The sequence below is a fragment of the Mycobacterium sp. NPDC003323 genome (assembly GCF_053589535.1).
In genome coordinates this window covers 312,615-333,065 of sequence record NZ_JBSFSB010000002.1, presented here as the reverse complement: position 1 = coordinate 333,065, position 20,451 = coordinate 312,615, and the positions used below count along the sequence as shown (strand labels likewise).

Here is a 20,451-nt window from a genome sequence, read left to right as displayed (position 1 = left end):
GGGGTACCTCAGACGGCGGCGACGTCGAACCCGGAGATGATCTTCTCGATATCAGGGCCCTGCTGTGCGGCGTCGTCGGCGAAGCTCGTGACGGTGAATTGCACCAGGTACTTCTGCGCCACCGGCTCGAGCTGACCGGGAGCGGGCTTGTCGGGCATCGTGCCGGTGGCGAAGACGATCCGGTTGTAGCTCTGCATCCGCTGCCCGCTGAGCTCGTAGGTGCCCTCGATCATCGAGGACGGGAAACCCTTGAAATCCTCGCGGGAACCGTTGAGCTTCTTGAAGTTCGGGGATACCTCGGCGTCGACGTCGGCGTGCTTGAGCGCCTCGGCGACGTCGAAGTCGCCGTCGAGGGTGAACACCATCAGCATCGCCATCGGGTAGGTCTCGCCCTCGGCGATCACCCGGGTGCCCGGCGCCAGATTGGTGTTGGTGTAGTCCTGCCAGCCCTCGGGCCGCGGCACCGTCACGCGCAGATCGGTCAGCTTCTCCGGCGCCACCGGTTTCCCCTGCACGCCAACGCTTTCCAGATACGCCGACAGCGGGACGGTGGTGTCCGAGGTCGCCGTGGTCGGCCGGGTCGGGGTGGTGGCCAGCAGCGACTGGTAATCCGGTGTGGCCTCGCCGCACCCGGTCAGTACCGCCGCCGCCAGGGCGGCAACCGCGACCGCCCTTCTCACAAGATTTCGCGGACGTTCTCGATCGGCCGGGCCAGCCGGGTGCCCTTGTCGGTGACGACGAAGGGACGCTCGATCAGGATCGGATGCTGCGCGAGAGCGTCGAGCAGTTCGTCATCGGAGGCGTCGGCCAGATTCAGCTCACCGTAAAGGGATTCACGCTTGCGCACCGCGGCGCGGACCTCGATACCGGCCGCGGCGATCATGGCGGCCAGCTCGTCACGCGACGGCGGCGTCTTCAGGTACTGCACGATCTCGGGCTCGATCCCGTTCTCGCGCAACAGATCCAGCGTCTTGCGCGAGGTCGAGCACTTCGGATTGTGCAGAATGCGGGCCATTTAGGCGGATCCGTCGAACAGCCCGGTCACCGACCCGTTGTCGAACACGGCCCGGATGGTGTTGGCCAGCAGCGGCGCGATGGAGAGCACCGTCAGCGCCGGGAACCGCTTCTCCTCGCCGATCGGCAGGGTGTTGGTGACGATCACCTCGCGGGCACCGCAGTCGGCCAACCGCTGCGCGGCCGGGTCCGAGAGCACACCGTGGGTCGCGGCGATGATGACGTCCTTGGCGCCGTCCTGACGCAGCAGGTTCACCGCACCGGCGATGGTGCCGCCGGTGTCGATCATGTCGTCGGTGAGGATGCATGTCTTGCCCTTGACGTCACCCACGACGCGGTTGGACTTGACCTGGTTGGGCACCAGCGGGTCACGGGTCTTGTGGATGAAGGCCAGCGGCACGCCGCCCAGCGAATCGGCCCACTTCTCGGCGACCCGCACGCGGCCCGAGTCGGGGGAGACGACGACCTTGTCGGCGTCGGCGTAGTTCTCCGCGATATAGCCGGTGAGCAGCTTCTGGGCGCGCATGTGATCCACCGGGCCGTCGAAGAAGCCCTGGATCTGGTCGGTGTGCAGGTCGACGGTGACGATCCGGTCGGCGCCGGCGGTCTTGAGCAGATCGGCGACCAGACGCGCGGAGATCGGTTCGCGGCCGCGGTGCTTCTTGTCCTGGCGGGCATACGGGTAGAACGGCAGGATCGCGGTGATCCGCTTGGCGCTACCGCGCTTGAGCGCGTCGATCATGATCAGCTGTTCCATCAGCCACTGGTTGAGCGGGGCCGGATGGGACTGCAGTACGAAGGCGTCGCAACCGCGCACCGACTCGTCGAAGCGGACGAAGATCTCGCCATTGGCGAAGTCCCGCGCGGTCTGCGCGGTCACCGGGACGTCGAGTTCCTTGGCCACCTGATCGGCCAATTCGGGGTGGGCCCGACCGGAGAACAACATCAGGTTCTTGCGGTTGTCGGTCCAGTCGTGGCTCATCTGTTGCGCCTCCGCGGTTCTTGGGCTCAAGCCGTTCGGGGATCGATACGGAGCAATCGTACGGGCCGGTAACCCGCCTGCGTCCTCGGGTTACCAGATTGCCAACATCAGGCATCCGGTTCGGTGGCCCCGGCCTTGCGGGCGGCCTCGGCCGAGGAACTTGCTGGGCGCTTGCGCAGCACCCATCCCTCGATGGTGCGTTGGGTGTTGTCCGAGACGGCCAGCGCGCCGGGCGGCACATCGTCGCGCAGGACGGTGCCTGCGCCGGTGTAGGCGCCGTCGCCCACGGTCACCGGCGCGACGAACATGGTGTCCGAACCGGTGCGCACATGCGAGCCGATGGTGGTGCGCCGCTTGGTCTCTCCGTCGTAGTTGACGAAGACGCTGGAGGCGCCGATATTGCTGTGCTCGCCGATATCGGCGTCCCCGACATAGGTCAGATGCGGCACCTTGGTGCCTGCGCCGATGGTCGAGTTCTTGGTCTCGACGAACGCGCCGAGCTTGCCGTCGGCGCCCAGCGTGGTGCCCGGGCGCAGATAGGTGAACGGGCCGACGGTTGCGCCCACGCCGATCACCGACAGTTCGCCGTGCGTGCGGATGACGGTCGCCCCGTCGCCGACCTCCATGGCCCGCAGCGTGGTGTCCGGTCCGATGGTGCAGTTCGCGCCGATCGCGGTGGGCCCGAGCAGCTGGGTGCCCGGCGCGATGACGGTGTCCGGGCCGATCTCGACGTCGACGTCGATCCAAGTGGTCGCCGGGTCGGTCACGGTGACCCCGGCGCGCTGGTGGCGTTCGATGATGCGCCGGTTCAGTTCGGCGCCCAGCGCCGAAAGCTGCACCCGGTCGTTGACGCCGGAGACCAGTGCGGTGTCGGCGACGTGTTCGGCCTGGACCGCCAAACCCTGCTCGCGGATCAGCGCGATGGCGTCGGTGAGATACAGCTCGCCCTGGGCGTTGTCGGTGCGCAACCGGGTCAGCGCCGAGCGCAGCGCGGCCGCGTCGAAGGCGTACACCCCGGAGTTGATCTCGGCGACCGCGCGCTGCGCCTCGTCGGCGTCGGCGTGTTCGACGATCGCGGCCACCGCATGGTCGCCGTCGCGGATGATGCGGCCGTAGCCGGTCGGGTCGTCCAGCGTGGTGGTCAGGATGGTGGCACCGGCATCCCGGTGGGTGGCGGCCAGCCCGGCCAGCGTCTGTCCGTCGAGCAACGGGACGTCGGCGGTGGTGACGATGACGGTGCCGGCGAAGTCGCCGGGCAGCCCGGCGAGCCCGACGCCGACCGCATGACCGGTGCCCAGCTGTTCCTCCTGCACGACGGCGATGGCGGCGTCGTTGACCCGGGCCACCTCGGCGCTGACCTGCTCGCGACCGTGCCCGACGACCACCACGATGTGCCGGGGCGTCACGGCGTTCACCGCGTGCAGGGTGTGGGCCAGCATGCTGCGGCCAGCCAGGGGGTGCAGCACCTTCGGGATGGCCGAGCGCATCCGGGTGCCCGCGCCCGCGGCCAGGATGATCACGGCGGTTTCGGTGGTGGACACGTCTTCTTCCTCCTCCGCGACCGACCGTGTCTGTACGCGGACACACCGTCGACGCTGTCAGTTGGGGGTCGCTCGCGGCAGTTGAGCTCCGTCGCCAGGACTCGAACCTGAACTATCTGAACCAAAATCAGAGGTGCTGCCGATTACACCACGACGGATCGATCAACCCGAGACTCTAGTGCAAGCCGACTAGTCTGGACGCGTGGCAGCACCCGAGAAAGATGCGCGTGCGCCGCGCGCCCGGATGACCGGCAGTGAACGTCGTCAGCAGCTCATCGAGATCGCCAAGTCGTTGTTCGCCGAACGGGGTTTCGACGGCACCTCCATCGAGGAGATCGCGCAGCGCGCCAACGTGTCCAAACCCGTGGTGTACGAGCATTTCGGCGGCAAGGAGGGGCTCTACGCCGTCGTCGTCGACAGGGAGATGTCGGCGCTGCTGGACGGCATCACGTCCTCGCTGACCAACAACCGGTCCCGGGTCCGTGTCGAGCGGGTGGCGCTGGCCCTGCTGACCTATGTCGAGGAACACACCGACGGGTTCCGCATCCTGATCCGTGATTCGCCCGCGGCCATCACCTCGGGCACCTACGCGACGCTGCTCAACGATGCCGTGAACCAGGTGGCGTCGATCCTGGCCGGGGATTTCTCCCGCCGCGGGCTGGATCCCGATCTGGCCCCGCTGTACGCCCAGGCGCTGGTCGGCTCGGTGTCGATGACGGCCCAGTGGTGGCTCGACGTGCGGGAGCCGAAGAAGGAAGTGGTCGCCGCGCACGTCGTCAACGTGGTCTGGAACGGGCTGACCCACCTGGAGCCCGACCCGCAACTGCACGAGGAATGACTCAGGCCGCGCGGCGGGCAGCGGCGCAGCGACCGGGGGATCAGTTCGGCGCCGCGTCGCGGGCCCGCTGCTTCTTCTCGGCGGTCAGGTAGCAGCCGGTGCCGACGTAGAAGGTGGCGGCTTCCATCGAGTTCAGCGTCAGGCGGCCGCCCTCACCGTCGGTGATGGTGATGTTCTTGGCCTGCTCATCGGTGGCGTCCTCGGTGCGCTGGGCGTCGGTATAGCCGTACCGGGCGGCGATGTCGACGACGGCGTGCGCGGCCCCGGTCCCACAGCGCGGCCGAGATCGGGGCCGGCGAGGGGTAGTGCGGGCTGAAGTAGCTGCTGCCGTCGGTCGAGCCGAAGTCGCCACACACCGATTCGCCCGGTTCGCGGCGCGGCACGAACCGCGATCCCGGCACGATCCCGCTCAGCTCGGCGGTGATCTCGTCGATCATGCGGTCACGCTCGGCGATGACCTCTGCGGCATCGCGGCGCTCGAGCAGGGGTTGCAGTTCCTCGGGCACCCCGTGGCCATAGTCGCCCTCGGCGGGGCCGGTCACCGTGCCGTCGGCGCCGACGATGCCGCCCAGCACGGCCGCCTGATGGCTAGGTCGACGACGGACCGGCGCAACGGGGACAGGCCGGTGCCGCCCGAACTGAGCGCGCGCTGGATGGTCTGCAGCCGTGGGCGCAGCTCGGTCAGCCGCTGCACGGTCTTTGCGCCGCCGGCGAGGGCCGCGGAGGCGGCGGCGCCTTCCCAGGCCGCGGCCAGCGTGGTCAGCGTGTACTGCTGTTCGGTGACGGCGGCGTCGAGTCGGCCGATCTTGTCGCGGAGTCCGGTGGCGGCCTCGGAGAGCGTGGCGGGATTGCTGGCGGCGACCACCGGGATCGTCACGGCCACCCCGGCACGCCCGAACCCCCGGGCACCTCGATGAGCGAGTACCTCAGTGAGCACGCTAACACCGCACCGGCGCCCCGCTGTGCGGCAATTCCGCAGCGCCTACCATGGATGCATCATGACCGCACCGGGGCACACTCATGTCCAGAGCCCGATCGCGGGGCTCGTCGACCTGGCGCTCACCTCGCCCACCTTCGTTGACCTGATCGACCGCGCCCAGGCCCGGCCGGACACGCTCGCCGTGGTCGGTCCGGCCAGCGCACGGCTGTTCGTCGCGGCCGCGCTGGCCCGTACCGGACCGCTGCTGGCGGTTGCCGCCACCGGCCGCGAAGCCGACGATCTGACCGCCGAACTGAAGGCGGTGCTGGGCGAGGCCGTCGCGCTGTTCCCGTCGTGGGAGACGCTGCCACACGAGCGGCTCTCACCGGGGGTGGAGACGGTGGGCGCGCGGATGCTGGTGCTGCGCCGGCTGGCGCACCCCGATGACGCGCACCTCGGCCCGCCGCTGCAGGTGGTGGTCACCACCGCCCGCTCGCTGCTGCAGCCCATGGTGGCCGGCCTGGGCGTCATCGAACCGGTCTCGTTGACCGTCGGGGACGAGGCCGATTTCGACGCCACCATCGCCCGGCTGGTCGAACTCGCCTACACGCGGGTGGACATGGTGGCCAAGCGCGGTGAGTTCGCGGTCCGCGGCGGCATCCTGGATGTCTTCCCGCCGACCGCCGAACACCCTGTGCGCGTGGAGTTCTGGGGTGACGAGGTCTCCGAGATGCGGATGTTCTCGGTGGCCGACCAGCGCTCCATCGCCGAGATCGAGATCAACCGGGTGGACGCGGTGGCCTGCCGGGAGATCCTGATCACCGAGGACGTCAAGGCGCGCGCCGCGCAACTCGTCGACGCCCAGCCGCAGACCGACAACACCATCGCCGGGTCCATCGGCGACATGCTGGCCAAGCTGGCCGAGGGCATCCCGGTCGACGGCATGGAGGCGTTGCTGCCGGTGCTGCAGCCCGACGAGCTGACCCTGCTGACCGGCCACCTGCCCGAGGGCACCCCGGTGCTGGTGTGCGACCCGGAGAAGGTGCGCTCGCGCGCCGCGGATCTGATCCGCACCGGCCGGGAATTCCTGGAGGCGTCCTGGTCGGTGGCCGCCGTCGGTGGCGACGCGCCGATCGACGTCGAGGCCCTGGGCGGCTCGGGTTTCCGCGAACTCGAGGAGGTGCGCGCCGCCGCCGGGCGATGGTGGACGCTGAGCCAGCTCACCGACGAGGGCGCGATCGATCTCGACGTGCGCCCGGCGCCCAGCGCCCGCACCCAGCACGCAGTCGATGAGATCTTCGCGATGCTGCGCGCTCACGTCGCGACCGGTGGGTATGCCGTCGTTGTCACCCCGGGTACCGGCACCGCGCACCGCGTCGTCGAGCAACTCGGCGAAGCCGACACGCCCGCAACGATGTTGGAGGCCGGCGCGCAGCCGACCGCCGGTGTGGTCGGGGTGCTCAAGGGCCCGTTGCACGACGGGGTGATCATCCCCGGCGCGAACCTGGTCGTCATCACCGAGACCGATCTGACCGGCAACCGGGTCGCCGCCACCGACGGCAAACGCCTTGCCGCGAAACGTCGCAACGTCGTCGACCCGTTGGCGCTGACCGCCGGTGACCTCGTCGTGCACGATCAGCACGGCATCGGCAAGTTCGTCGAGATGACCGAACGGGTGATCGGCGGCGCGCGGCGCGAGTATCTGGTGCTGGAGTACGCCTCGGCCAAGCGCGGCGGCGGCACCGACAAGCTGTACGTGCCGATGGATTCGCTGGATCAGCTGTCCCGCTACGTCGGTGGGCAGGCCCCCACCCTGAGCCGGCTCGGCGGCAGCGATTGGACCAACACCAAGACCAAGGCGCGCAAGGCGGTTCGCGAGATCGCCGGTGAACTGGTTTCGCTGTACGCGAAGCGGCAGGCCGCACCCGGGCACGCGTTCGGTCCGGACACCCCGTGGCAGGCCGAGATGGAGGACGCCTTCGGCTTCACCGAGACCATGGACCAGATGACCGCGATCAGCGAGGTCAAGGCCGATATGGAGAAGCCGGTCCCGATGGACCGGGTGATCTGCGGTGACGTCGGCTACGGCAAGACCGAGATCGCGGTGCGCGCGGCGTTCAAGGCCGTGCAGGACGGTAAGCAGGTCGCGGTGCTGGTACCTACCACGCTGCTGGCCGATCAGCACCTGCAGACGTTCACCGCCCGGATGGCCGGATTCCCGGTCACGGTCAAGGGACTGTCCCGGTTCACCGACGGGAGCGAATCCAAGGCCGTCCTCGACGGAATGGTCGACGGCTCGGTCGATGTCGTGATCGGCACGCACCGGCTGCTGCAGACCGCGGTGCGCTGGAAGGATCTGGGCCTGGTCATCGTCGACGAGGAACAGCGCTTCGGTGTGGAGCACAAGGAACACATCAAGAGCCTGCGCACGCACGTCGATGTGCTGACCATGAGCGCCACCCCGATCCCGCGCACCCTGGAGATGAGCCTGGCCGGCATCCGCGAGATGTCGACCATCCTTACCCCGCCCGAGGAACGCTTCCCGGTGCTGACCTACGTCGGCCCGCATGACGACAAGCAGGTCGCCGCCGCGCTGCGCCGCGAGTTGCTGCGCGACGGGCAGGCCTTCTACATCCACAACCGGGTCAAGTCGATCGACCAGGCCGCCGCGCGGGTGCAGGCGATGGTGCCCGAGGCGCGCGTGGTGGTCGCGCACGGTCAGATGGCCGAGGAGACCCTGGAGAAGACCGTCGAGGGTTTCTGGAACCGCGATTTCGACATCCTGGTGTGCACCACCATCGTCGAGACCGGCCTGGACATCTCCAATGCCAACACCCTGATCGTGGAACGTGCCGACACGTTCGGCCTGTCCCAGTTGCACCAGCTGCGCGGCCGGGTCGGGCGTAGCCGCGAGCGCGGCTACGCGTATTTCCTGTATCCGCCAGAGGTTCCGCTCACCGAGACCGCACACGACCGGTTGGCCACCATCGCGCAGAACAACGATCTGGGTGCCGGCATGGCGGTGGCGATGAAGGATCTGGAGATCCGCGGCGCGGGCAATGTGCTCGGTGTCGAGCAGTCCGGCCACGTCGCCGGTGTCGGCTTCGACCTGTACGTGCGCCTGGTCGGGGAGGCCGTCGAGGCCTACCGGGCGGCGGTGGACGGCAAAACCGTCGTGGCGTCCGAGGAACCGAAGGATGTGCGCATCGACCTGCCGGTGGACGCGCACCTTCCCCCGGACTACATCGGCAGCGACCGGCTGCGGCTGGAGGCCTACCGGCGACTGGCCGCGGCCGGCGACAACGCCGGGGTGGCCCGCGTCATCGACGAACTCGTCGACCGCTACGGCCCGCTGCCCGAGGCCGCGCAGCGCCTCGTCGCGGTGGCCCGGCTGCGGCTGCTGTGCCGGGAGTACGGCGTCACCGAGGTGTCCACCATCTCCGACAGCACCTTGAAGGTGTCGCCGTTGACCCTGTTGGATTCCGGGCAGCTGCGGCTCAAGCGGATCTATCCCGGTGCCACGTACCGGGCGACCACCTCGACGGTGCAGATCCCGATCCCGCGGTCCGGCAGCGGTGTCGGGGCGCCGCGGATCCGCGATCTGGAACTGCTGCAGGCGGTGGCGGGACTGCTGCTCGCGCTGGACGGCCGGCCCGCCGACGAGGTGGACATCACCGGCGCTGCCGCGGCGTCCGGGGACCCGACATGACCGTCGTGCTGGTGGATCCGCGCCGGCCGTCGCTGGTCCCGGTGGAGGCCGTCGCGCTGCTGGCCGGTGATGTGCAGTACACCGAGGAGATGCCGATCAAGGTGCCCTGGTCGCTGCCGTCGGCCCGGCCGGTGCTGGCCGACGGCTCCGAACCCGCGCCGGTGCTGTTGTCCTCGGACCCCGATCATCCCGAGGTGCGGGCGCGTCTGGCGGCCGGTGCCACGCTGATCGCGGCACCGAGCCCGCAGGTCGGTGAGCGTCTGGTCGACGCCGTCGCGGTGATGGACAGGTTGCGCACCGACGGGCCGTGGGAGACCGAGCAGACCCACGACTCGCTGCGGCGCTATCTGCTCGAGGAGACCTACGAACTGTTCGACGCGGTGCGCAGCGGTGACGCCGACGAGTTGCGCACCGAGCTCGGAGATGTGTTGCTGCAGGTGCTGTTTCACGCCCGCATCGCGCAGGACGCGCCGGCGCATCCGTTCGATATCGACGATGTCGCCGACGCGCTGGTGCGCAAGCTCGGCAACCGAGCCTCCGGTGTGCTCGCCGGTGATTCGGTGTCCCTGGAGGAGCAGTTGGCGCACTGGGAGGAGCGCAAGCGGGCCGAGAAGACACGGGAGTCCTGTATGGATGACGTGCCGACCGGCCAGCCCGCGCTGGCCCTGACCCAGAAGGTGCTCGAACGCGCTGCCGGTGCGGGATTGCCCGACGAGTTGATCCCGGATGCGCTGCAGCAGGTGCGGATCAGCGCCGACTCCGATGCCGAGAACACCTTGCGCACCGCGACATTGGAGTTCATGGACACTGTGCGCGCCGCCGAACGGGCGGTCAAGGCGGCCCGTGGGGCCGACCCGATCGGCGACGCCCCGCCCGAACCCATCGACGCCGAACAGTGGCGGGCGCACTGGCCGGCCTGACCGCTGCGCCGAAACACGCGTACCGGGGGTTATTCTCGCGCCAAGCACCCCGGGTACGCGAGTTTCGCCGGGAAGATCAGGACAGCAAAACCTGCCCCAACCAGTCGCCCTCGGCCACGCCGGGCAGCATCGCGAACGTTGCGGACCCGACCGTGGTGATCCACTGATTCATCGCGTCCGCCTCGGCCAACCGCCGCTGCACCGGGACGAACTGCCGCGCCGGGTCGGCCGCATACGTCGCGAACACCAGACCGCTGTCGGTGGTCACCCCGGCCGGCGGCGGGTCGTCGTAATTGTACGGCCTGCGCAGGAACCGCTCGTCATCGTTGCGGTGATGGGCAAGGGCGATATGCGAATTCGGTGGGATCACCGGGATTCCGTTGACCTGTGCGCTCAGATCGGGGGCATCGTGCTCGCGGGTGCCGGTCAGCGGTGCGCCGCTGTCCAGGCGGCGGCCCACCGACAGTTCCTTGCTGGTCCGGTCCAGCTCGTCCCAGGTGTCCAGCTCGGCCCGGATGCGGCGCAGCGTCAGGATCGTGCCACCGGCGAACCATGGCTGCCCTGCACCGTCATCCCAGACGTAGCGGTCGAACTCGGCCGGGGTGCGCAGATTCGCGGTGCCGTCGACCTGACCCATCACATTGCGCATGGTCGACCCCGACGCGTCGGCGCCGTGCGCATTGCGGAATCCGCGCTGACGCCATCGTTGCGCGGTCATCGTCCGGACGTTCTTGAGCAGAACCCGACTGGCATGCGCGACGACCATCGGGTCGTCGGCGCAGATCTGCAGCAGCACATCACCGCCGCCGAAGCGCGGATCGAGCCGGTCGGTGCGAAACGCCGGGAGCTCGACCGCGGTAGCTGGGCGCTTGTGGCCCAGGCCGATCCGGTCGAACACCGCCGGCCCGAGGCCGACGCCGACGGTCAGCCGAGCCGGGCGCAGTGCCAATTCCGGTTCGGTGTCGGCCAGCGCGGGCCGGCCCTGGGTGAGCCGGGCGGCGTCGGCGGACCACAGCTTCAACAGGGCGGTCAGCGCCTCGCGTGGGCTGCGTCCCGGTTCCGGGCGCAGATCCAGCGCGACGAACAGCGCATGCGCCTGGGCCGGGGTGGCGATACCGCCTTGGTGTGCACCGTGAAACGGTTCGATCGCGCCGCCGAAACCCTGGACGGTCGCCGATTGCGCGGCGCCGCACTGGGTCAAGGCGGCGCCGGCGGCCAGCGCGGCGGCGCCCCCGGTCAGGAGGCGCCGCCGGTTCACGTCAACCATGGCTGCCGTGGCCGCTGTGGTCGGGCCGGTATTCCTCGTTGGCGCCCGGGAAGTCACGCACCTGCGCCGTGACCGGCAGCGTGGAACCGTCCTCGAACAGCAACGTGACGCTGACGTCGGTGCCCGGTGACAGCGGGCCGGTGAGATCCATCAGCATCACGTGATCGGCGCCGGGGGCCAACTCGTGGCTGCCGCCGCCGGGGATGACCAGGCCACCGTCCTTGGGGCGCATCGTCTTGCTGCCGGCATCGCCGACCACCTCGTGCAGTTCGACGATGTCGGCCGCCGGCGAGGTACCCGAGGTGATCCGCGCATCGGCCCCGTCGTTGGACAGGGTGCCGAACATGGCGGCCATCCCGTCGTCGGTGGCGGCGGCCCACTGTTCGTGGATGGTCACCCGCTCGGCCATCGTACGTTCGTCGGCCGCGGGGGAGCCGCAGGACGAAACCAGCATGGCGACAACGAGTATCAGGATCTTACGCATCGGTGCGCTCCTTACGTAGTTTGGCCGATCCGATCGCGAGATCCACGATCATGAATGCCGCCAATGAGATGCCCAGCAGCGGCAGGTACCAGCCCACCGCCACCGCGGAGACCGTCAGCGGGCCGATTGCCCACGCCGGCAACCTCTTCCACCCGCCGCGCAGCGGCGGCCTGCCGAGTGCCCATCGCGATCCGCGGGTGGGGCGGCGCTGCCACCACATCCGGTAGCCGCCGATGATCACCGCGACCAGAGCCACGGCCACACCGAGCAGCAGCAGCTGATTCAACAGGCCGAAGAGCAGGCCCATGTGCCCGCGGATACCCCAGTCGGCCAGCATCGCGACCGGCGAATAGTCACGCCAGTAGTCGATCTCGCCGGTGACGGCGGTGGTGGCCGGGTCGACCGATGCGACGTCGGTGGTCATCCGGAAGGGCTTCTCGATCTCGGCGACCCGCACGCCCTGGTTGGCATCGACCGGTAGGACCATCTCGACGGGCAGCTCGACGCCGGCCTCGTCGGCGGCCCGCAGCACCGCCTCGTAGTCGATCGCGGTGGGGCCCGTGGGTACCGCCGGTGCACCGTGCTCCCCGTGCTCGTCATGGCCGTCGTGACCGGCCCCGGCGTGGCCCAACGAGGTGTCCAGCACCGGCCGGTTCCAGTCCATGGCGGCGCGCAGATCGGAGACATGTGCGCCGGCGTAGGTCGACCAGGTGATGCCGGTGGCGGACAGGAACAGCAGCCCGGCCAGCAGCCAGACCCCGGTGGCGCCGTGCCAGTTCCTGGTGCGGGCTCGGCCCTCGGCGCTGCGGTCGACCCGCCACACCCGGCCCGCCCGGCCCCGGCGTCGTTCGGCGGCGGCCTTGGTCAGCCAGAGCGCCAGCCCGCCGAGGGCCACCACCCACAGCCAGGAGGCGGCCAGTTCGCTGTAGATGCGACCGGGCTCACCGAGGTGCAGGTGCCGGTGGAAACCGTCGAGCCAGGTGCTGACCGGCAGGTAGCCCAGCCAGGTGACCTCGTCGCCGAGCACGCGTCCGGTGTAGGGATCGACGAACACCGCCCGCAGCAGTTCCTCGTCGAGGGTGGGGTCGGCGAACTCCACCCGGGTCGAGTCGCCGGCGCCGGCGGGTGGTCGCATGCCGGTCATGGTCAGCGTGGGGAAGGCGTGCTGTGCGGCCGCCACCTGCTCGGCCAGTCCGAGCGCCTGCCCGGCCGGTGTGACGGTCAGGATGTCGTCGTAGACGACGCGCTCGATGGTCGGGGCCATGGCGTAGAGGCCGCCGGTGATCGCGGCGACGAGGATGAACGGCGCCACCAGGATCCCGGCGTAGAAGTGCAGGCGTAACACGAACGGTCGCCAACTTCGTTGCGGTGGTGCGGGTGTGGATATCGGTTTTTCGACGGTGTCGTCGGGCAGGGTCATGAAAGCGCTTTCGGCTCAGATGGATGGGTGGGTGCAAACGCACACAGCACCGTGACCGGACCGGTCACGGTGAACAGGGACGTCAGAGGACGGCGACCGTCAAGCGGTCGCGCCACCACCCATCGGAGGGGCTCGCATACCCAGCCCCGGAGCCAGCAGAACAGACTGTGCGACAACGTTGTTGGTGCGCCGACGGACCCGCGGCGGGGCGGGCGGCGGGTTCAGGGCGGCGAACAATCGCAGCCAGCACAGCACCGAGGCACACACCCGGTACAGATGCTCGACCGCGGCGATGGCGATGCCGAGCACCACCGCGGCGGCGGCGTGCGCGAACAGCATCGCCGGTGTCAGGCCCAGATCGCCGTGATGGCCGCCGACGACGGTCAGCACCAGGTGGCTGAGCAGTTGGGCGGCGCTCAGGGCCAGTGCCAGCACCAGCGCCTGGGCGTGCCGATTGGCCAGGGTCACGCCGGCGGCGGCCGCACCCGAGGTCGCGCAGACCAGCAGTGCGGCGACCAGGGCGGCGCCGTGCGGGACGGTCCCGTCGGCGGCGGCGTGCGCACCGACCGTGGTGACCGCGGCGCAGGTGCCGACGAGCGCGGCGCGCAGGCCGTGCGCGCGGGCGGTCGGCGTGGTCACGAGCCGGACTCTACTACGCAACCTAGTAGGTCATGCCACGAGTTCGTCGCCGAGGAACCGGTCCGCGCCGGTCACACCGGGCAGCACGAAGAAGAAACCACCGCCCACCGGCATGATGTACTCCTCCAGCGGTTCGCCCCTGAGACGCTCCTGCACCGCCAGGAAGCCCTTCTGCAGGCTGCGCTGGTAGGCGACGAAGGCCAGGCCCTGATCCAGCCGCCCGGCACCGTCGAATCCGCGCGAATAGTTGAATCCGCGCCGCAGGATCAGGTTCTCCTCGGTTTCCGGGGTGCGCGGATTGGCAAGCCTGATGTGGGCGTTGAGCTTGATCCGCAGGCCGTCGGGGTCCGCGGCGTAGTCCGGGTCGTCGAACTCGCCGGACATGCCCAGCGGAGCGCCGCTGACCTTGGAACGCCCGATCAGCGCCTCCTGCTCGACGAGCTGGGTGCGATCCCAGAACTCGACGAAGTTCCGGATGATCCGCACGGCCTGATAGGTGCCGCCGGCGGCCCATGCCGGTTCACCGTCCTCGGGCCCCACCCAGACGTGCCGGTCCATCACTTCGGCATCGGTGACGTCGAGGTTGGCCGTGCCGTCCTTGAAGCCCAGCAGGTTGCGTGGGGTGGCGGCCTCCTTGTTGTCCGGCGTGGATGCCTTGCCCGCCCCGATCCCGCGGGCATATCCATCGATCATCCAGCGCAGCACCAGATCGCTACGGGTGCGCCGCATCAGCTGTCGCAGCGCGAACTGCATGGTGTCGCTGTGTCCGGACTCCAGAATGATCGAGAGGTCACCGTGCGAGAGCTTGGGATCGAGCCGGTCGTTGGCCAGAAACGGCATGGTGACCAGCTCGCGGGGTTTGCGGTCGGCCAGCCCGAACCGGCCGTCGAACAGTGACGCGCCGACCCCGACCACGATCGACAGATTGTCGGCGGGCGGCTGCTCGCCGAGGATGCCCGAATCCACCGGCGGATAGGCGGGATCGCGCTGCTCGGGCGGGCGGCCGGCCATCAGGCCGCGGATCTCGTCGGTGAGTTCGCGCAGCGTCGAGGTCAACTCCGCCCGGTTCTTGGCGTGCACGTTGAACGACGCCACCAATCCCTGCTCGGGGATCGGCAGGGCGGTGATACCCGTCTGGTGGGCGCCCTCGAACTCGACGAACCGTTCGGCCGGCCGGTCGGCCCGGGGCTCGGGACCGCACCCTGTCAGTGCCCCGGCGCCGACGCCCAGCGCACCGGCTCCGAGCGCGCCGGTGACGAAACCGCGACGCGAGATACCCCGGCTCACTGCAGTTTGAGCACTCCCGACACCTGCGACAGGTTCTCCGACAGGCCGGCGAGTTCGGATTTGAGGGTGTCGATCACCTCGGGGGTCACCGTGACCTCCGGGCAGCGCGCCGACGGATAGGGGTCGTTCTCGGTGCAGAACAGCACCCAGCCGTCACCGCGGCGCAGCGGGGCCAGGGTGTCGAACACCGAGTTGATCCCGGCCTCGATCTTGCCCAGCAGCGCCGGGTCGGCCTCCACCAGTGCGGGGTTCAGCTTGCCGATGGCGTCGCGGGCACCCTGGACGTTGGCGTCGAAATCCCACAGGTCGGTCTTGGCGTAGCGGTCCTCTTCGCCGGTGATCTTGCCCTCGGAGACCTCCTCGATCAGTTCGGCCGCCCCGGTGGACACGTCCACGGGTTCGACCTCGACGGAGGGGAACTGTGCCTTGAGTTCGGCGATATCGGCGTCGAGCTGGTCGGCGAACGGTGCGCCGCCTTCGGTGGTGTTCTTCTCGAACAGCAGGTACTCCAGGCGATGCCAGCCGGTGAACTCGGGATCGTCGACACCCGCGAAGTCGTCGACGCGGGCGTCGATCTTGCCGTCGATCTCCTCGACCAGGCCGGCGATCGGTTCGATGCGCTCCCACGGGGCGCGCGACGGGGCGTAGGCGTCCTGGGCGGCCTGCAGGTTCCCGGCCCGCACCGCGTCGGTGAAGACCTTGACCGCGCCGACGAGCTCGTCGATCTGGGCGGTGGCGTAGGCCTTGTATTCGGTCGCCGCCTTCTCGGTCAGCGGATTCGGTGCCGCGGCCGCTGCGCTGGTGGTCGACGCGCCCGAGGACGCGCTGCCGGTCGACGTGTCGCTGTCGGTGTTCGAATCACCGCCCGAACACCCGCTGAGAGCGAGGGCCAGTGCCACTACCGGGATCTGCCAGGCGAAATGCCGTCTCATCCGACCTCCTAGGGGACTTCGAGCACAGTACATGTTCGAGCAGCGTTGGATAGGCATACCTGAGTGAACTGAAGCGATCGACATTGCGGGTCCTACCCACCGTTACTCTTGATCGGGGGTGTCAAGACCTCCAGTTGCCTTGAGGGAGTGCCTTGTCGGACGTACGGAGTGGGGCTGGGAGTGTGTCGCCCCCGGCGCCGACCGTCGCCCCTGTGCCGCCGGCCCCCGCACGTGGACTGGCCGGTATGTGGCGGGTCCGCTGGGTGCGCGTCGCCCTCGTGGTGACCGCGGCGCTGTTGCTGCTGGCGTCCAGTTGTTCGTGGCGCAGCGGTGACCCGATTCCCGACGGCGTCCCGCCGCCGCGCGGTGCGCCGGTGCCGCCCATCGACACCAACGCCCCCGGCCGCCCCGCCGACCAGCTGCGCGAATGGGCCGCCGACCTGGCTCCCGCGGTGGGGATCCCGGCGCAGGCGCTGGAGGCCTACGCCTACGCCGCGCGGGTGGCCGAGGTGGTCAATCCGAAGTGCAACCTGGCCTGGACGACGCTGGCCGGTATCGGCATGGTCGAAAGCCATCACGGCACGTATCAGAACGCCACCATCGCGCCCAACGGTGATGTGCGCCCGCCCATTCGGGGTGTCCAACTGGACGGCACCGCGGGCAACATGCAGATCCTGGACACCGATCAGGGACGCCTCGACGGCGACCCCAACCTGGACCGGGCCATGGGGCCCATGCAGTTCATCCCCGAAACCTGGCGGTTGTACGGCGTCGATGCCAACAACGACGGCATCATCAGCCCGGACAACTTTGACGATGCCGCACTGTCGGCGGCCGGCTACCTGTGCTGGCGGGGTAAGGACCTGTCCACCCCGCGTGGCTGGATGGAGGCGTTGCGTGCCTACAACCTGTCCAATCAGTACGCGCGCAGTGTCCGTGACTGGGCCACCGCCTACGCCGACGGGCGGGCGACCTAGAGCACGCCAGGTGCAGGCGCAACCTCTAGGCTCATACCCGAACGCAGCCATCCCAGATTTGCAGGAGGAACCCGTGCCCATCATCGAACAGGTCGGAGCCCGCGAGATCCTCGATTCTCGTGGCAACCCGACCGTCGAGGTCGAGGTGGCCCTGATCGACGGAACCGTTGCCCGCGCCGCCGTGCCCTCGGGCGCCTCCACCGGTGAACACGAGGCCGTCGAGCTGCGTGACGGCGGCTCCCGCTACCTCGGCAAGGGCGTCGAGAAGGCCGTCGAGGCCGTCCTCGACGAGATCGCCCCCGCGGTCATCGGTCTGTCCGCCGACGACCAACGACTCGTCGACCAGGCATTGCTGGACCTCGACGGCACGCCGGACAAGTCGCGGCTGGGCGCCAACGCCATCCTGGGCCTGTCGCTGGCGGTGGCCCGCGCCGCCGCCGACTCGGCCGGCCTGCCGCTGTTCCGCTACGTCGGCGGCCCGAACGCCCACATCCTGCCCGTGCCGATGATGAACATCATCAACGGCGGTGCGCACGCCGACACCGGGGTGGACGTCCAGGAATTCATGATCGCCCCGATCGGCGCCCCGACCTTCAAGGAGTCGCTGCGCTGGGGTGCCGAGGTGTACCACTCGCTGAAGTCGGTGCTCAAGAAGCAGGGCCTGTCCACCGGTCTGGGTGACGAGGGCGGATTTGCCCCGGACCTGCCGGGAACCAAGGCCGCGCTGGATCTGATCGGCACCGCCATCGAGGGCGCCGGCCTCAAGCTCGGCACCGACGTGGCGCTGGCGCTGGATGTCGCCGCGACCGAGTTCTATACGCAGGGTTCGGGTTACGCCTTCGAGAAGGAGACCCGTACCGCCGAGCAGATGGCCGAGTTCTACGCCGCTCTGCTCGACGCGTACCCGCTGGTATCGATCGAGGACCCGCTGTCCGAGGACGACTGGGACGGCTGGGTGGCGCTGACCGCGGCCATCGGTGACCGGGTGCAGCTGGTCGGCGACGACCTGTTCGTCACCAATCCCGAGCGCCTGGAAGAGGGCATCGAGAAGGGTGCGGCGAACGCCCTGCTGGTCAAGGTCAACCAGATCGGCACGCTTACCGAGACGCTGGACGCCGTCGCGCTGGCGCACAACAGCGGCTACCGCACCATGATGAGCCACCGCTCCGGGGAGACCGAGGACACCACCATCGCCGATCTGGCGGTGGCGGTGGGCAGCGGTCAGATCAAGACCGGTGCGCCGGCCCGCAGCGAGCGGGTGGCCAAGTACAACCAGCTGCTGCGTATCGAGGAGGCCCTCGGCGACGCCGCCCGCTACGCCGGCGACCTCGCCTTCCCGCGGTTCGCGCCTGCGAGCCAGTAGTAGCGGCTCATGCCCGACGCGAAACGGCCCGATCCGCAGCGGAAGTCGAGCCGCGGCCCTGCCCCCAGGCCGGGCAAGGCTGGCGGATCGGGCCGTCCGCGTGGATCATCGGCCGCGCGTCGGGAACCGAAGGCGATCGAGAGCCGGGAGGCCAGGGCGGCCCGCGAGGCCGAGCGGCTCCGTGACGAGGCGTCCGGTGCAGGACCGGACACCGTCGCCGAGGCCATCCGCCGGTCGGTCACCGAGACCGCCGACGCGCAAACGGATCAGCGTTTCGGGTCCGCGGCCCGGCGGGCGGCCATCCTGGCGGCGGTGGTGTGCGTGCTGACGCTGACCATCGCCGGACCGGTGCGCACCTACTTCGCCCAGCGCACCGAGATGAATCAGCTCAAAATGGTTGAGGCACAATTGCGTTCACAGATCGCGGATCTAGAGCAGCAGAAGATCAAGCTCGCCGACCCGGTGTACATCGCGGCGCAGGCGCGCGAGCGGCTGGGCTTCGTGATGCCCGGTGACATTCCCTATCAGGTGCAGCTGCCCCCGTCGGCCGTCGTGCAACCGGACGCCGGAGGCGACGCGCCCACCGCGGTGTCGACCGATCCCTGGTACACGTCGCTGTGGCACACCATTGCCGATGCACCGCACGGGATCACGCCGGCGCCGCCGAGCACCGGTGCACCCGTCGTCCCGCCCGGACCAGACCCCCGGCCCGCCGGTGGTTGACCAGGCGGACCTGGACGCCGTCGCGCGCCAGCTCGGGCGTGCGCCGCGCGGCGTCCTGGAGATCGCGTACCGGTGCCCCAATGGTGAACCGGCCGTGGTGAAGACGGCACCCCGGCTTCCCGACGGGACTCCGTTCCCGACGCTGTACTACCTGACGCACCCGGCGCTGACCGCCGCCGCGAGCCGGTTGGAGTCCTCGGGTCTGATGCGGGAGATGACCGAGCGGCTGGCCGAGGACGAGGAACTGGCAGCGGCCTACCGGCGGGCGCACGAGGCGTATCTGGCCGAGCGTGATGCCATCGAATCGCTGGGCACCGACTTCACCGGCGGCGGCATGCCGGATCGGGTCAAATGTCTGCATGTGGTGATGGCGCATTCGCTGGCCAAGGGGCCGGGGGTCAACCCGTTCGGCGATGAGGCGCTGGCCATCCTGGCCGGTGAGCCGGCGATGGCAGGCATCTTGGACAGTGAGGTGTGGACGTGAGGGTCGGCGCGGTCGACTGCGGTACCAATTCCATCCGTCTGCTCATCAGCGAAGCCGGTGCCGATGTGCACCGCGAGATGCGCATCGTGCGACTCGGCCAGGGTGTCGACGCCACCGGCGAGTTCGCCCCGGAAGCATTGGCGCGCACCGAAGCCGCGCTGGCCGACTACGTCGCGTTGATGCGGGAGCACGGCGTGCGGCGGGTGCGCATGGTGGCCACGTCGGCGGCGCGGGATGCGGGCAACCGCGACGAGTTCTTCGCGATGACCGCTCGCCTGCTCGGCGCGGTGCAACCCGGTGCCGTCGCCGAGGTGATCACCGGTACCGAGGAGGCCGAGCTGTCCTTCCACGGGGCTGTCGGTGAACTGGATTCCGCCGGAGCCCCTTTCGTCGTGGTCGATCTCGGCGGCGGATCCACCGAGCTGGTGCTGGGGGCCGAGGACGGAGTCAGTGCCTCCTTCTCGGCGAACATCGGGTGCGTGCGCATCAAGGAACGCTGCCTGCACTCGGATCCGCCGATCGCCGACGAGATCGAGGCCGCCCGCGCGGTGGTGCGTGAGGCCCTGGCCGAGGCGCTGCGGGCGGTGCCGGTGGCGGGCGCGCGCACCTGGGTGGGTGTGGCGGGCACGTTCACGACGCTGGCCGCGCTGGCTCACCGGTTGCCGGTCTATGACCCCAATGCAATTCACCTGTCGCGCACGCCGTTCGGCGAGCTGTTGCCGGTCTGCGCCGGACTGCTGACGATGACGTCACAGCAGCGGCTGGCGCTGGGCCCGATGCACGAGGGCCGCGCCGATGTCATCGCCGGTGGTGCGATCGTCGTGGAGGAACTGGCCCGGGTGATGGCGGAGCGGGCCGGGATCGACGAACTCGTCGTCAGCGAGCACGACATCCTGGACGGAATTGCCCAATCCATCGCTTAGCGTGGTACCGATCGAGTCATGAGGAGGCA

General features: G+C 69.5%; 20 protein-coding genes and 1 tRNA gene. 8 read left to right on the top strand and 13 right to left on the bottom strand.

The genetic code is table 11. The features are described 5' to 3' along the window. Nucleotides 1–8 precede the first annotated feature (8 nt). The 5 genes from ACWDUN_RS08355 to ACWDUN_RS08335 form a co-directional block, all read right to left on the bottom strand. Nucleotides 9–680: an LpqN/LpqT family lipoprotein gene (locus tag ACWDUN_RS08355; RefSeq protein ID WP_449927183.1), complete on the bottom strand. Its 672-nt coding sequence runs from the start codon at nucleotides 678–680 to the stop codon at nucleotides 9–11. Then, entirely contained in the window at nucleotides 677–1,015 is a 339-nt protein-coding gene (arsC, locus tag ACWDUN_RS08350; RefSeq protein WP_449927180.1) for an arsenate reductase (glutaredoxin), read from the bottom strand. Before arsC ends, ACWDUN_RS08355 begins: the two co-directional genes overlap by 4 nt. Beyond that, nucleotides 1,016–1,996, bottom strand: a complete 981-nt coding sequence (locus ACWDUN_RS08345; RefSeq protein ID WP_449927177.1) for a ribose-phosphate diphosphokinase — start codon at nucleotides 1,994–1,996, stop codon at nucleotides 1,016–1,018. It abuts the gene before it with no gap. Between the two features lie 107 nt (nucleotides 1,997–2,103). Further along, nucleotides 2,104–3,483 (bottom strand): bifunctional UDP-N-acetylglucosamine diphosphorylase/glucosamine-1-phosphate N-acetyltransferase GlmU, encoded by a 1,380-nt coding sequence (glmU, locus tag ACWDUN_RS08340; protein WP_449927785.1) that lies wholly within the window; start codon nucleotides 3,481–3,483, stop codon nucleotides 2,104–2,106. A gap of 140 nt (nucleotides 3,484–3,623) precedes the next feature. Beyond that, nucleotides 3,624–3,695: transfer RNA gene (locus tag ACWDUN_RS08335), tRNA-Gln, on the bottom strand. Between the two features lie 86 nt (nucleotides 3,696–3,781). Here ACWDUN_RS08335 and ACWDUN_RS08330 point away from each other — a divergent pair. Beyond that, on the top strand, nucleotides 3,782–4,375 hold the full coding sequence (locus ACWDUN_RS08330; RefSeq protein ID WP_449927784.1) for a TetR/AcrR family transcriptional regulator: 594 nt from the start codon (nucleotides 3,782–3,784) through the stop codon (nucleotides 4,373–4,375). A gap of 40 nt (nucleotides 4,376–4,415) precedes the next feature. On the opposite strand, the gene ACWDUN_RS08325 is transcribed toward ACWDUN_RS08330, so the two are convergent. Together ACWDUN_RS08325 and ACWDUN_RS08320 are read right to left on the bottom strand one after the other, a co-directional pair. Then, nucleotides 4,416–4,727 carry a hypothetical protein gene (locus ACWDUN_RS08325; RefSeq protein ID WP_449927174.1) on the bottom strand — a complete coding sequence of 104 codons (312 nt, stop codon included), beginning with the start codon at nucleotides 4,725–4,727 and terminating at the stop codon, nucleotides 4,416–4,418. A 186-nt stretch (nucleotides 4,728–4,913) separates the two neighbouring features. Next, nucleotides 4,914–5,312 (bottom strand): hypothetical protein, encoded by a 399-nt coding sequence (locus ACWDUN_RS08320; protein ID WP_449927171.1) that lies wholly within the window; start codon nucleotides 5,310–5,312, stop codon nucleotides 4,914–4,916. A gap of 61 nt (nucleotides 5,313–5,373) precedes the next feature. Here ACWDUN_RS08320 and mfd point away from each other — a divergent pair, with 61 nt between their 5' ends. Together mfd and ACWDUN_RS08310 are read left to right on the top strand one after the other, a co-directional pair. Continuing rightward, entirely contained in the window at nucleotides 5,374–9,003 is a 3,630-nt protein-coding gene (gene mfd, locus ACWDUN_RS08315; RefSeq protein WP_449927168.1) for a transcription-repair coupling factor, read from the top strand. Then, nucleotides 9,000–9,923: a nucleoside triphosphate pyrophosphohydrolase gene (locus tag ACWDUN_RS08310; RefSeq protein ID WP_449927165.1), complete on the top strand. Its 924-nt coding sequence runs from the start codon at nucleotides 9,000–9,002 to the stop codon at nucleotides 9,921–9,923. The genes mfd and ACWDUN_RS08310 overlap by 4 nt, the downstream gene beginning before the upstream one ends. A gap of 76 nt (nucleotides 9,924–9,999) precedes the next feature. Here the strand turns inward: ACWDUN_RS08310 and ACWDUN_RS08305 are convergent, their stop codons facing one another. The 6 genes from ACWDUN_RS08305 to ACWDUN_RS08280 form a co-directional block, all read right to left on the bottom strand. Beyond that, entirely contained in the window at nucleotides 10,000–11,190 is a 1,191-nt protein-coding gene (locus tag ACWDUN_RS08305) for a Dyp-type peroxidase (protein WP_449927162.1), read from the bottom strand. Next, nucleotides 11,183–11,674, bottom strand: a complete 492-nt coding sequence (locus ACWDUN_RS08300) for a copper chaperone PCu(A)C (RefSeq protein ID WP_449927159.1) — start codon at nucleotides 11,672–11,674, stop codon at nucleotides 11,183–11,185. Before ACWDUN_RS08300 ends, ACWDUN_RS08305 begins: the two co-directional genes overlap by 8 nt. Further along, nucleotides 11,667–13,094, bottom strand: coding sequence for a PepSY-associated TM helix domain-containing protein (locus ACWDUN_RS08295; protein ID WP_449927156.1), 1,428 nt, complete (start codon nucleotides 13,092–13,094; stop codon nucleotides 11,667–11,669). The genes ACWDUN_RS08300 and ACWDUN_RS08295 overlap by 8 nt, the downstream gene beginning before the upstream one ends. 99 nt (nucleotides 13,095–13,193) lie before the next feature. Further along, nucleotides 13,194–13,733, bottom strand: a complete 540-nt coding sequence (locus ACWDUN_RS08290) for a hypothetical protein (RefSeq protein WP_449927153.1) — start codon at nucleotides 13,731–13,733, stop codon at nucleotides 13,194–13,196. A gap of 30 nt (nucleotides 13,734–13,763) precedes the next feature. Beyond that, nucleotides 13,764–15,020 (bottom strand): Dyp-type peroxidase, encoded by a 1,257-nt coding sequence (locus tag ACWDUN_RS08285; RefSeq protein WP_449927150.1) that lies wholly within the window; start codon nucleotides 15,018–15,020, stop codon nucleotides 13,764–13,766. Then, nucleotides 15,017–15,952 (bottom strand): EfeM/EfeO family lipoprotein, encoded by a 936-nt coding sequence (locus ACWDUN_RS08280; protein ID WP_449927148.1) that lies wholly within the window; start codon nucleotides 15,950–15,952, stop codon nucleotides 15,017–15,019. The genes ACWDUN_RS08285 and ACWDUN_RS08280 overlap by 4 nt, the downstream gene beginning before the upstream one ends. 245 nt (nucleotides 15,953–16,197) lie before the next feature. Here ACWDUN_RS08280 and ACWDUN_RS08275 point away from each other — a divergent pair, with 245 nt between their 5' ends. From ACWDUN_RS08275 to ACWDUN_RS08255, 5 genes are all read left to right on the top strand, one after another. Then, nucleotides 16,198–16,929, top strand: coding sequence for a lytic transglycosylase domain-containing protein (locus ACWDUN_RS08275; RefSeq protein WP_449927782.1), 732 nt, complete (start codon nucleotides 16,198–16,200; stop codon nucleotides 16,927–16,929). Between the two features lie 73 nt (nucleotides 16,930–17,002). After that, nucleotides 17,003–18,292: a phosphopyruvate hydratase gene (gene eno / locus ACWDUN_RS08270; protein ID WP_449927145.1), complete on the top strand. Its 1,290-nt coding sequence runs from the start codon at nucleotides 17,003–17,005 to the stop codon at nucleotides 18,290–18,292. A 9-nt stretch (nucleotides 18,293–18,301) separates the two neighbouring features. Then, entirely contained in the window at nucleotides 18,302–19,015 is a 714-nt protein-coding gene (locus tag ACWDUN_RS08265) for an FtsB family cell division protein (RefSeq protein ID WP_449927142.1), read from the top strand. Then, nucleotides 19,008–19,499, top strand: coding sequence for a DUF501 domain-containing protein (locus ACWDUN_RS08260; protein WP_449927139.1), 492 nt, complete (start codon nucleotides 19,008–19,010; stop codon nucleotides 19,497–19,499). The genes ACWDUN_RS08265 and ACWDUN_RS08260 overlap by 8 nt, the downstream gene beginning before the upstream one ends. After that, entirely contained in the window at nucleotides 19,496–20,422 is a 927-nt protein-coding gene (locus ACWDUN_RS08255; protein ID WP_449927137.1) for a Ppx/GppA phosphatase family protein, read from the top strand. The genes ACWDUN_RS08260 and ACWDUN_RS08255 overlap by 4 nt, the downstream gene beginning before the upstream one ends. Nucleotides 20,423–20,451 lie beyond the last annotated feature (29 nt).